The organism is Lentiprolixibacter sp., from assembly GCF_982873095.1.
In genome coordinates this window covers 4,464-17,011 of the sequence record NZ_CEYNTP010000030.1, presented here as the reverse complement: position 1 = coordinate 17,011, position 12,548 = coordinate 4,464, and the positions used below count along the sequence as shown (strand labels likewise).

At 46.6% G+C, this 12,548-nt stretch carries 9 protein-coding genes; 8 read left to right on the top strand and 1 reads right to left on the bottom strand.

What is annotated here, in order from left to right; translation table 11 throughout:
• Window positions 1–67: 67 nt before the first annotated feature.
• From AC4E7D_RS03565 to AC4E7D_RS03540, 6 genes are all read left to right on the top strand, one after another.
• Window positions 68–1,576, top strand: a complete 1,509-nt coding sequence (locus AC4E7D_RS03565) for a DUF1800 domain-containing protein (protein WP_490172435.1) — start codon at window positions 68–70, stop codon at window positions 1,574–1,576.
• Between the two features lie 11 nt (window positions 1,577–1,587).
• The gene (locus tag AC4E7D_RS03560) at window positions 1,588–3,282 is read left to right on the top strand and encodes a DUF1501 domain-containing protein (protein WP_490172434.1); all 1,695 of its coding nucleotides are present in this window, start codon (window positions 1,588–1,590) and stop codon (window positions 3,280–3,282) included.
• 139 nt (window positions 3,283–3,421) lie between these two features.
• The gene (gene metG / locus AC4E7D_RS03555) at window positions 3,422–5,497 is read left to right on the top strand and encodes a methionine--tRNA ligase (protein ID WP_490172433.1); all 2,076 of its coding nucleotides are present in this window, start codon (window positions 3,422–3,424) and stop codon (window positions 5,495–5,497) included.
• A 65-nt stretch (window positions 5,498–5,562) separates the two neighbouring features.
• Window positions 5,563–7,920, top strand: a complete 2,358-nt coding sequence (locus tag AC4E7D_RS03550; protein WP_490172432.1) for a hypothetical protein — start codon at window positions 5,563–5,565, stop codon at window positions 7,918–7,920.
• A gap of 2 nt (window positions 7,921–7,922) precedes the next feature.
• Window positions 7,923–8,825: a histone deacetylase family protein gene (locus AC4E7D_RS03545; RefSeq protein ID WP_490172431.1), complete on the top strand. Its 903-nt coding sequence runs from the start codon at window positions 7,923–7,925 to the stop codon at window positions 8,823–8,825.
• 99 nt (window positions 8,826–8,924) lie between these two features.
• A complete protein-coding gene (locus AC4E7D_RS03540) occupies window positions 8,925–9,443 on the top strand; it encodes a ferritin (RefSeq protein ID WP_490172430.1) in 519 nt (172 codons plus the stop codon).
• 310 nt (window positions 9,444–9,753) lie between these two features.
• Here the strand turns inward: AC4E7D_RS03540 and AC4E7D_RS03535 are convergent, their stop codons facing one another.
• Window positions 9,754–10,086 carry a single-stranded DNA-binding protein gene (locus tag AC4E7D_RS03535; RefSeq protein ID WP_490172429.1) on the bottom strand — a complete coding sequence of 111 codons (333 nt, stop codon included), beginning with the start codon at window positions 10,084–10,086 and terminating at the stop codon, window positions 9,754–9,756.
• A 218-nt stretch (window positions 10,087–10,304) separates the two neighbouring features.
• Here AC4E7D_RS03535 and AC4E7D_RS03530 point away from each other — a divergent pair, with 218 nt between their 5' ends.
• Both AC4E7D_RS03530 and AC4E7D_RS03525 read left to right on the top strand, forming a co-directional pair.
• Window positions 10,305–11,858 carry a M20/M25/M40 family metallo-hydrolase gene (locus AC4E7D_RS03530; RefSeq protein WP_490172428.1) on the top strand — a complete coding sequence of 518 codons (1,554 nt, stop codon included), beginning with the start codon at window positions 10,305–10,307 and terminating at the stop codon, window positions 11,856–11,858.
• Between the two features lie 39 nt (window positions 11,859–11,897).
• On the top strand, window positions 11,898–12,548 hold a 651-nt coding region (locus AC4E7D_RS03525), incomplete at its 3' end, for a WD40/YVTN/BNR-like repeat-containing protein (RefSeq protein WP_490172427.1).

Sequence of the window (12,548 nt, the reverse complement as noted above, 5' to 3'; positions counted from 1 at the left end):
TACATTAGGTTTAGCCGTTAAGAACTTGCCCCTAACACATGAACGTTCTTAAAGCCTAAAAAAGACTATGGAATTCTTCGTTAATTGTAACACCTCTACATTAGCGCCATACAACACACCCCTGGATAAACTCAGGGCGGCGCATTTGTACCGAAGGCTGGGCTTCAGTGCCTCAGTCCAGACAATCGACCAGGCTGTAGGCCAGAATGCGGGAACCCTCGTTGATGCGCTCATCAATGAAGCCGTTACTATGCCGCCATTGGCCCCTCCTGTATGGGCCGATTGGAACAACAGCAACTACCCTGCAGATGATGATGCACGGAGGCAATTGGCACGCCAGCAACAGGATGAATGGCGAATTGCTTACTGCGAATCCCTCCTGAACAATAACCTGAGGGACCGCCTCAGTTTCTTCTGGAGCAATCATTTTGTAACCGAGCTGGATGTCTATGATTGTAACTCTTTCCTGTATTATTATATTGACTGCCTGCAGCGCAATGCAATAGGAAACTTCAAGACCTTTGTCAGCGAAATTGGCCTCACCAGTGCCATGCTGTATTATCTTGATGGTGCCTATAACAATGGCAACAACCCTAATGAAAACTATTCCAGGGAACTCTATGAATTGTTCACCCTGGGAGAAGGGAACGGGTATACTGAGGAAGATGTCATTGAGACCTCACGGGCGCTTACAGGTTATGTAAATCGCGGAGAACTTGGATGTGAACAGGTACAATTCGACCCAACGCGGTTCGATGCCGGAACCAAAACAATTTTAGGTCGCACAGGAGAATGGGGATATGACGATGTCATCGACATTCTTTTTGAGGAGCGGCCAAATGAAATTGCCCAGTTCATATGTAAGAAACTCTACGAATTTTTTGTGCACCCTGATTCGGATGACGATGCTGGCAATGCCCAAACCATAATATCTGGAATGGCCAACACCTTTATTACGAATAATTTTGAAATTGCACCGGTGTTGTCCCAGTTGTTCAGGAGTGAACACTTCTTTGACGATGAAGCTATTGGAGTGATCATCAAAAGCCCGTTCGACATTTATCTGGGACTCATCAACGAAACTAATTTCGGTTATGACGATAACCTGTTGCTCAATGTGGTGAGTACAAGCCGAATGTTGGGTCAGGAAATGTTTGACCCCTTTGATGTGGCAGGTTGGCAACGTGACCGTACCTGGATCAATACGAACTTTATCATCGGAAGGTGGCTCACCTCCGAGGTTTTCCTGGAAGCCTACTTCCAGAATAACCAGGAACAATTCAGGACCCTGGCCATGGATGCGGTTGGGCCTGCAGATAGTAATACCAGCAACCCGGAGATCGTGGTAAGTGCGCTGGTTGATAAGTTTACCCCAAAAGGCTTGTTGACCCAGCAGGACTTCGAAAACGCCATGTCGGTTTTTAAAATCGAAGATGTGCCGGAAAATTACTACGGACCGGACTATACTCCGGGCGGACTCGGCTTGTGGATGTTAGCCGTAAGCCCTGAAGTACCCCAACAGGTGTTCTTCCTGTTGATGCACCTGATCAGACAACCTGAGTTTCAACTTAAATAAAACCTACTGCTATGTGTAATAATCATATTCCTATCAATATCAAAGATCAGCACAAGCACGATGAGGAACATAAGTACTGGAGCAGACGTTCCTTTCTACAAGCGCTGGGCATAGCAGGCTCAGGTTCTCTTATGCTTGGAAGTAATATGCTCACAGCTTCCGCTCCCTCACCGCTTACTGCGGCCATTGCGAATGCTGATTCTGATTCTATCCTTATCCTGATCCGGTTATCAGGGGGTAATGACGGACTGAGTACCGTGATCCCGATAGAACAGTACGATTCTTATGCCAATGCACGTCCCAATATCTATATCCCGGAAAGTAAGATCTTAAAGCTTACAGACGAGTTTGGTATCCCTACTTATATGAATGCACTGGAACCCCTGTGGGGTGAAGGGCAATTCAAGGCCGTTCACGGTGTAGGGTATGAAAACCAAAGTTTATCCCACTTTACCGGCTCGGATATTTATGCGAATACAGACCTCACAACCACTGGTTTTACCGGACTGGATACGGGTTGGATGGGACGCTATTTTGAAGACCTTTACCCCGATTACCTGATTAATCCCCCGGCCTCACCGGCAGCGATCCAAATCGGTAACTTCGGGAACCTGATCTTCCAGGGAGAAGAGACTAACTATGCTTTTGTGACCTCAAACATCGATCAGTTGGAAGAAATTGCACAAACCGGGCAGCAATACAGCCTTGATCCGGCCTTGTTCAATGATTGTATGTATGGGGACCAGCTTAAATTCCTCAGGGGAGTAGCCAATACTACCTATGAATACGCAGGCCTGATCCATGAAGCATACGAAAGGGGACAGAACCAGGTACAGTATCAGGATAACGGCTTTGCACGGCAGCTTGCCCTGTTAGCGCGTTTGATCAAAGGAAACCTGGGCACCAAGGTGTATATGATTTCTATGGGTGGATTTGATACCCACGGAAACCAGCCCCTGGCCCACGAACGCCTGATGTCTAACCTGTCTATTGCAGTGAACAACTTCTATGAAGACCTGGCTTTTACCCAGCAGGATGAGAAAGTACTGAGTATGACCTTCTCTGAATTTGGCCGACGAATCTTTGAAAACGGGTCTAACGGAACCGACCACGGTAAGGCAGCCCCTACCCTGTTTTTCGGGTCCGGGCTTAACGGAAGTGCCTTTGTAGGTGACCACCCCTCCCTGGACAATCCCAATGGGAGAGGTAACCTCGAATATACTATGGATTTCAGGGACCTGTACGCCACTGTACTGGCAGAATGGCTCTGTGTACCCATCCCGCTGGTGGAACAGCACCTGTTGAACCACCCTTACAATCCGGTGAACCTCGGATTTAACTGTAGTGGCGTGGAATTTCCGGACATTGCCTATGACAATGATCCTCCAACTCCCCCCACACCTGAGGATCCCGTTGCGGAAGATCCTACTCCGGAGCTCCTGGAGGCCATTGTCCACAAGCCCTTCTATCCTACAAAAGAAGCACCGCATATCTATCTGGAAATGCCTTTTACGGCACACGTGGATATCCAGCTATTTAATATCATCGGACAAAAAGTAGGTACCGTGGTTAACGAGATCATGGTGGAAGGTTCTACGGAAATAAATATCCGTGAACGCATGCCCAACCACCTTTCTTCCGGAAAGTATATTTACCGGATCCAGGTATCGGATCGAAAGATGTCTAAATCGATCATGGTATCCTGATCACCTAATTTTTAAAACCTTAACCCTCAGCTTTGTTGTACTCCCGGTAATTACAGGGAAACAAGCCTGAGGGTTTTCTTTTTTTATTGCGGGAAAGGGGATGAATTTTGGTTATTTTTGTGCCTTAACGTAATTGTTTATGGCCCTGAGTAAAACACCTCCTGCGAGGTATACCATAACTGCAGCACTCCCCTACACCAATGGCCCCATTCATATTGGCCACCTTGCCGGTGTTTATGTCCCAGCAGATATTTACGCCAGGTACCTGAGGGGGATCGGGAAAGACGTAGCCTTTGTCTGTGGCAGTGATGAGCATGGGGTGGCCATCCCTATGAAGGCCAAGAAAGAAGGAATAGCCCCCCGTGAACTCATTGACAAATATCACGGGATCATTAAAAAATCATTTGAAGATTTCGGGATTACCTTTGACAACTATTCCCGTACCTCTGCCGAGGTCCATCACAAAACGGCATCTGCTTTTTTTAAGAAACTCCACGATCAGGGAGACTTTTCCGAAGAGACCACAGCGCAATTATACGATGAAGAAGCCCATCAATTCCTTGCCGACCGTTTTGTAATAGGCACCTGCCCTAAATGTGGCTATGAAGAAGCCTACGGGGACCAATGTGAAAATTGTGGGTCTTCCCTGAATGCCACCGACCTGATCAACCCGAAATCTGTTCTAAGTGGAGCCGTTCCTGTAATGAAGGATACAAAACACTGGTTTCTTCCGCTCAACCGTTACGAAGATTTTCTGAGGACCTGGATTTTGGAAGGACATAAGAAAGACTGGAAACCCAATGTTTACGGGCAGTGTAAGTCCTGGATCGATGATGGGTTAAAGCCACGTGCCGTTACGCGCGACCTCGACTGGGGCATCCCCGTACCCCTGGAACATGCAGAAGGGAAAGTGTTATATGTTTGGTTTGACGCCCCTATTGGTTACATCTCTTCAACCAAAGAATGGGCAGAACGGGAAGGAAAAGAGTGGGAAGACTACTGGAAAAAACCAGACACCCAATTGGTACACTTTATAGGCAAGGACAATATTGTTTTCCACTGTATCATTTTCCCAAGCATGCTCAGGGCACACGGGGAATATATCCTGCCAGAGAATGTGCCGGCAAATGAATTCCTCAACCTGGAGGGACAAAAACTATCTACCTCTAAAAACTGGGCGGTATGGCTGCACGAATACCTGGAAGAGTTCCCGGATATGCAGGATGTGCTGCGCTACACCTTAACGGCAAACGCCCCGGAAACCAAAGACAATGACTTTACCTGGAAGGATTTTCAGGCCAGGAACAACAATGAACTGGTAGCCATCTTCGGGAATTTTGTGAATCGGGTGGTAGTCCTGACTCATAAGTATTTTGATGGCGGAGTGCCGCAGTACCACGGCCTTAACGAACGTGATCAGCAGGTGCTCTCCGAAATTAAAAAATACCCGGATATCCTGGCAGATTCCCTTGAGCGGTACCGTTTTCGTGAAGGCAGCCAGGAGCTGATGAACCTGGCCAGACTGGGAAACAAGTACCTGGCCGATGAAGAACCCTGGAAGGTGATCAAGGAAGACCCCGAACGGGTTAAAACGATCATCTACGTGGGCCTTCAGGTAGCTGCCGCCTTATCCGTGCTCAGCGAACCCTTCCTCCCCTTTACCTCGGAAAAATTGCAAAAAATACTGGCTTTGGAAGGAATCAGTGGTCTGAAATGGGGCTCCTTACAGGCACAGAAATACCTGCTCGCTCCCGGACATACAATAAGAAAATCCGAACTCCTCTTCCGGAAGATAGAAGATCAGGAAATACAGCAGCAACTAGACAAGCTTGCAGCGACCAAAAAAGCGAATGAAAATGAAAATTCAGAAATCATGGAACAGAAGGCTACCATAAGTTTTGAAGACTTCACTAAAATGGACATGCGTGTGGGCACCATCCTGGAGGCCTCAAAAATGCCAAAAACCAAGAAACTGATGGTTTTGAAAGTGGACACCGGTTTAGACACACGCACCATTGTCTCCGGCATTGCGGAAGATTTTGAAGCCAGCGATATTGTTGGCAGAAAAGTAACCGTACTGATCAACCTTGCGCCAAGGCCCCTTAGGGGTGTGGAAAGCCAGGGGATGATCCTGATGACAGAAAATGCGGAAGGCAAACTCGTATTCCTTAACCCGGATGAACCCATTGTTAATAATGGGGCTGTGATCAGTTAAAATCACCAGCATTCTTTTAATTTTAACCCGAATTTTCTTTCTTTATCACATCGGAAAAGCTGCCTATGAAAAAGATGATTTATGTCCTTACCCTTTGCTTTCAGTTGATGGCATTCGGTCAGGGCAATCCGCATTTTAATGATATATCAGAACGTTTTGCCTCCTACAGTGAACTCCCCAGGGAGGTGGTTTACGTTCACCTGAACAAATCTACTTATATCAAAGGGGAACAACTGGGGTTTAAGGCCTATGTCTTTGATAAAGATCAAAAACTTCCTTCCCTTGAAACCAGCAACCTCTATTGTACAGTGGTAAATGAACAGGATCAGATGCTCAGCAAACAGCTCATTCGCATTGAACAGGGTGTTGGATCAGGGATTATTGAGCTGGACAGTCTGTTCACTACCGGCACTTATCGTTTTAGGGCTTACACGAACTGGATGCGCAACTTTTCAGAACCCAACTATTTTGAGCAGGAGATCCGAATCCTGGACCCTGAAAGAGATACTACCGATTCAGAGATAACATTACAAACAGAAGTTGATGCACAATTCCTGCCAGAAGGTGGGCATGCTGTGGCGGGTCTCGATATAGTATATGGGGCCATTGTAAAAGACCAGCAGGGGTTTGGGGTGCCTTTCCTGGAAGGAACAGTTTTCGATGATCAGGATACTTTTGTCACCAATTTTAAACTGAATGCCATGGGTATTGGCCGATTTGGATTTCCCACACAAATTGGCAGGCAATATTTTGTGCATTTTACACACCAGGAAAAGGAGTACAAAGTGCCTCTTGAATCTATGAAATCCCAGGGGATTGTAATTAAGTTGCAAGAGCTAAGAAACCAGGTCGGACTGATTTTCAACGCAAGGTTCCAGGATAAAAGATTCCTGAACGCCTCGTATCTCCTAACGATTCATAATGGAGACGCCCTCAGGGCCCTGGACGTGTCTTTTGACGGGAAGGAACAACTCATCCGCGTTATTCCTAAGGCAGACTTATTCCCGGGGATGAATGTATTTACCCTTTTCAATTCGGAAGGGGAACCTATCCTGGAGCGATTGTATTTTAACCAGGACGGGATCATTATTAAATCAGGCCTTACCCATGAACTTACCAATAGAGGGGATTCGCTGGAACTTGATATTAAGATTGCGGATGTCAATCCCGAAAATTGGAATAGCCTTAGCTTGTCTGTGCTGCCAGGAAATACGATTTCTTACAGGGGGCATTACAACCTACCTGCATATAGTTTGATGCGTCCCTATCTGAAAGGAACCGTTGAAAATGCCGCTTATTATTTCCGGAATCCATCTCCGAAGAAGGCCTTCGAATTGGATAATCTGCTGATAACCCAGGGATGGAGCAGCTACGACTGGAATACCATTTTTAACAAACCCCCGCAATACCTGTTCGACTTTGAAAAAGGATTGAGCTATAAGGTACAATTAAACCAGAAGCGGGAGAGTCAGTTCTATATATTCCCCACGCGTAACCACACCTCTCAACTGCTTAAGCTGGACGAGGATAAAACGGATTTTGCTGTGGATCAGTTCTTCCCCTTAGCGGATGAAAAACTGGGTATCTCGGAGATTAGTAAAAAAGGTGGCCTGGTGCCTCCAAAAGTATTCATTCAGTTCAAACCCTCTGCCGTACCGGAATTTAGCACAGCTTCCTTTCCTGTGTTGAGCAGTAAAACCTCTTCAGAGCGCCAACAAAGAGACATCCCTGTGATCTCCTTTGAAAGCCTGGAAAAAGTACAGCAGTTGGATGAAGTCCTTGTGGTTCAGGACAGGACCCGGACGCGTTTGGAACGCTTGAAAAATAATACTAACGGGAAAATTGACCTTTTTGAGGAGGATGATCCACGTAGAAATCAATTCCTGAGCTCGTATTTGAATTCAAGGGGCTATATTGTTAATGAATATGCCGGGGAATTTTTCATTACGGCAAGGAACCCGAATTCCCCCAACAATGCACGGCCTATAATTTACCTTGACGGGGTCTTGCTCAATGATTTCAGTATCCTTTGGCAATTTCGACTGGATCTGGTAGATTATATCGAGATCAATCCTTCTGGCGTTGGAGGGGGTATCCTGGGTGGTGGAGGAATTATCAAAATCGTCACCGACCCTTATCGCAGGGCCAGTCTTAACACTGCTAAATCGTACACCCCGTACCCAATTCCCCTGGCATTTCAGGAAAAGAAACGCTTTTACAATCCGGTATATAGTTCATATTCAAGCGGCTTTTTCCAGAAGTACGGCACTATTGACTGGCAACCCGAGCTCAAGGTCCGGCAAGATGGATCTTTGGGTGTGAAAATCAAAAATTACGGAGTGCCTGACCTAAAGCTTTTCCTGGAAGGCCTTGTTAACGGATCAGAATACGTTTCAGATGTAATAGAAATTAGCCTGGAGTAAACGTGCTGAAAATCGCCTATCACCCCATATATCGGCATCCCCTGCCAGAGGGGCATCGTTTCCCCATGTTGAAATATGAATTGTTGCCCCAGCAACTGCTTCATGAAGGTACCTGCTTGCCGGAAAACTTCTTTGAGCCTGAGATTCCCAATGATAAACACATTGTTGCTGTACACGATCCAGAGTATTTTTACGACCTGCTCAACCTGAAAATAGCACCCAGGGATGCCCGTAAAATAGGGTTTCCCCTGAATGAAGCACTGGTAGAACGGGAACGCGTCATCGCAGACGGAACCCTTAAGGGTTGTCATTATGCACTGGAATACGGAATTGCCATGAACATAGCGGGGGGAACCCACCATGCCTATAGCAACAGGGGGGAGGCATTTTGCATGCTGAACGACCAGGCAATAGGGGCGCGGTACCTTTTAGATAATGGTCTTGCAAAAAAGGTTCTCATTCTGGACCTGGATGTACACCAGGGAAATGGAACAGCAGAAATATTTCACAAAGAATCAGCCGTATTTACCTGCTCTGTACACGGGGCAAAGAACTATCCCTTTAAGAAAGAGGTGTCTGACTGGGATATCCCCCTGCCCCAGGGTACCACTGATGAGGAATATCTTGATCTGCTACAGGACCTTTTACCGGCGTTGGTAGAGAAGGCAGCCCCGGACTTTGTCTTTTACCTCAGCGGCGTGGATATCCTGGAGAGTGACAAACTGGGTACCCTGTCTATGAGTTTAGCGGGTTGCCGGGCCCGTGATGAACAGGTGCTGAATTTTTTTAAAGCCGAGGGAATTCCACTGCAATGCAGTATGGGGGGCGGATATTCTCCAGATATACGGATAATTGTGGAAGCCCATGCCAATACATTCCGTCTGGCACAAAAAATCTTTTTCTGATACTCTAATCCCAAGTGAACCACGAATTGTGGCTAATGGGTATCTCGATATTGAATTAGCCCATAAAGAATTCGTAAATTTGGATAAAATTAAAATACTATGCTTACAAAAAATATGGAAGCGGCCCTGAACCAGCAAATCAGGGTAGAAGCTGAATCTTCACAGGTATATTTATCAATGGCCTGCTGGGCAGAGGTGAAAGGCCTTGAGGGTATTGCCCAATTCATGTACAAACACTCAGATGAGGAACGCATGCATATGCTAAAACTCATCAAATACGTTAACGAACGAGGAGGACACGCCCACATTACGGAATTAAGCGCACCGGAAACAGAATTTGGTACGTTTCAGAAGATGTTCCAGAAATTATACGATCATGAAATCTTTGTTTCCAAAAGCATTAATGAATTGGTCCATGTAGCCCTGGAAGAGAAAGACTATGCTACCCATAATTTCCTCCAGTGGTACGTTGCAGAACAGATAGAGGAAGAAGCCCTGGCACGTACTATCCTTGATAAGATCAATCTGATCGGAAATGATAAAGGAGGATTGTATCTCTTTGACCGGGATGTGCAAATGATCACCGTGGAGAGTGCTGCCTCCGATACAGCAGAATAATTTTGGCTTATCCTTATTTAGAATAAATTAAAATAGTTACATTTGTTATACCGAAACGGTATAACATGGGCAAGAAAAAGGTAAAAAAGGAGCTAAAGCATTTAGAGGAAATAACCAAAGAGCTTAAGCCTAAAAACCTCAAGAACCTTTTATGCCAGAACGTCAAGAACAAATGCTGCAAGAAGTACCGCAAAGGTGAAAAGAAACGATGCAGCCGTTGTCCCTGTTATGATCTATTGAAACGAGTTGCTTAGTGTTTATTATAATAAGCTGTGTAAGCAGGAATCCCCGCTATTAGGCGGGGATTTTTTTATTTGCTAAGCATTAGCAGCTCGTTGCATCTAACCTCAGTTACGTAGCGTTTTTCGCCTTCCTTGGATTCGTAAGTGCGATGAATCAGCTTCCCCTCTACCGCTACCTCATTCCCCTTGCTCAGGTACTGGGCTACGATATCGGCTGTCTTGCCCCATGCCACCACGTTGTGCCATTGTGTGTCCGTAACCTTGTCCCCATTACTATCCCGATATACCTCATTGGTGGCTATGGAAAACCTGACCAGTTTCTTGCCACTGTCCAGATCTACGATTTCAGGGTCCTGTCCCAGATGTCCGATCAACTGTACTTTGTTTCTAAGTGCGTTCATAATAATTAAATTTTAAGGTTAAACAGTCAATGCCATCGGCAATTTCTACCGACAGGGCAAACATATACCCTCATGACGCAAAGAGCTGGCAGGGAATTATTTATTTTCGTTTGTAAACGTTTGTAATTTATATAGTGTCTTTCCGGTATCCCTTTTATCGGCAGGGAACTTCCCAAATATTCTTATCTTAGGTGACTTTCACCAAACACTGTTCTTCTATGAAATCCAATTATTTTATATGCCTGACTTTTCTGCTATTTACCTTCTCTGGTCTTAAAGCCCAATCTTCAGCGGCTATAGTGTCGCAAATGGAGAAGGAAGCTTATGAAAATTCTCAACTGCCATCCCTTGCCCATGAATTGATGGATGTTATCGGGCCGCGTCTCGTAGGAACGCCGCAAATGAAAAATGCACATGACTGGGCCGTAGCTACTTTCTCCAAATGGGGTATCAAAGCTAAGAATGAAGAATGGGGAACCTGGCGGGGCTGGGAACGTGGGATCTGCCACATCGACTTGTTGTCGCCAAGGGTGGTTTCCTTACACGGAAGACAACTTGCCTGGAGTCCAAGTACCCCTGCGGAAGGCATTACTGCCGGCCTGGTAACTCTACCCCAAGTATCGGATTCCACAGCATTCGCCAAGTGGCTCCCTAACGTTAAGGGCAAATGGGTATGTGTTTCCATGCCACAGCCTACGGGAAGGCCAGACTACAACTGGGAAGAATTTGCTACCGAAGAATCATTTGAAAAAATGAAGCAGGCACGGCAGGCGCAAACACAAGCCTGGAGGCAAAATATCCGAAATACGGGGTACAACTCCAGAACGATCAACCAGGCCCTGGAAAAAGCTGGGGCTGCTGGAATACTACAGTCCAGATGGTCCAACGCCTTTGGAGCCAACAAAGTATTTAGTGCCAACACCAAGACCATACCCGTGATCGACCTCTCCCTTGAGGATTACGGCATGTTATATAGAATGGCGCAAAATGGGGCTAACCCGGAGCTAAAAGTGGTTGCCGAGTCCAGGGAATTGGGAAGGGTGCCTACCTTCAATACCATCGCCACCATCCCCGGCAAGGAACTGCCCGATGAATATATCGTACTATCCGCCCACTTTGATTCCTGGGACGGCGGTACAGGCGCAACCGATAATGGAACAGGCACCATTACCATGATGGAGGCTGCAAGGATCCTGAAAAAAGTTTACCCCAATCCCAAACGGACCATTATTATAGGTTTATGGGGAAGTGAAGAACAGGGATTGAACGGTTCCCGGGCCTTTGTAGAGGACCGTCCCGAAGTGGTTGAGGGGTTACAGGCCCTTTTTAACCAGGACAACGGAACAGGCCGGGTAGTTCGATTATCCGGTCAGGGCTTTTTACATGCCTACAAATACCTGGGTAAATGGTTGGCTGCGGTACCTGACACCATCACTCGCCATATTGAAACCACCTTCCCCGGAAGCCCGGGAAGAGGGGGCTCCGATTACGCCTCTTTTGTAGCGAAAGGTGCACCTGCATTTTCCCTGAGTTCCCTGAGCTGGAGCTACTGGAATTACACTTGGCATACCAATCTGGATACCTACGATAAAATCGTATTCGACGATGTACAGAACAATGCACTGCTTACGGCCATTTTAACCTATATGGCCAGTGAAGATACGGAGCGAACCTCAAGGGAGAAAGCTGTACTCCCCTTGAATCCAAGGACCGGAGAACCGAGAAAATGGCCCTCACCAAGGTCCCCTAACCGGAATGGCGGGCAAAACTAAAACCAACCCTATTCATACCGCATAAACCAGACCAACATTATGAAGAGAACACTAACCCTTGTTTGTATTGCCCTGATGTTTCTCCCTATCCATGGAGAAGCGCAGAGGAGAAAAAGAAAATCAGATCCCGGACCGGCTATACGAATACACGACTCCCTGTTTCACCACCTCAAATGGAGAAATATCGGGCCTTTTCGCGGTGGCCGGTCGGTAACCTCAACAGGCGTTGTTGGGCAACCCATGACCTATTACATGGGAGGCACCGGTGGCGGGATATGGAAAACCACCGATGATGGGATTAGCTGGAAGAATGTATCTGATGGCTTTTTTAATACGGGTACAGTAGGCGCCCTTGCGGTAGCTGAAAGCAACCCTAACATTGTTTTTGCAGGTATGGGCGAACATGCCGCACGAGGGGTGATGACCTCCATGGGGGACGGTATCTATAAATCCACAGATGCAGGAAAAACCTGGAAGCATATGGGACTGGATTTTACACGACACATTTCTGATGTGATCATTCATCCCTCAAACCCTGACATAATTTTTGTTGCTGCACAAGGGGCACAGTATGGCGCCTCTGAAGACCGGGGCATTTACCGCTCCAAAGACGGGGGACAAAACTGGGAAAAAGTCCTGTATATAAATGCAAATACAGGGGCCTCTTCCCTTTCCATGGACATGAAGAAT

Bases quoted from the DNA above. Each gene is read 5' to 3' on its own strand.
- metG (WP_490172433.1), top strand. From the start codon at position 3,422: ATGGCCCTGAGTAAAACACCTCCTGCGAGGTATACCATAACTGCAGCA.
- AC4E7D_RS03565 (WP_490172435.1), top strand. From the start codon at position 68: ATGGAATTCTTCGTTAATTGTAACACCTCTACATTAGCGCCATACAAC.
- AC4E7D_RS03530 (WP_490172428.1), top strand. From the start codon at position 10,305: ATGAAATCCAATTATTTTATATGCCTGACTTTTCTGCTATTTACCTTC.
- AC4E7D_RS03550 (WP_490172432.1), top strand. From the start codon at position 5,563: ATGAAAAAGATGATTTATGTCCTTACCCTTTGCTTTCAGTTGATGGCA.
- AC4E7D_RS03540 (WP_490172430.1), top strand. From the start codon at position 8,925: ATGCTTACAAAAAATATGGAAGCGGCCCTGAACCAGCAAATCAGGGTA.
- AC4E7D_RS03535 (WP_490172429.1), bottom strand. From the start codon at position 10,086: ATGAACGCACTTAGAAACAAAGTACAGTTGATCGGACATCTGGGACAG.
- AC4E7D_RS03560 (WP_490172434.1), top strand. From the start codon at position 1,588: ATGTGTAATAATCATATTCCTATCAATATCAAAGATCAGCACAAGCAC.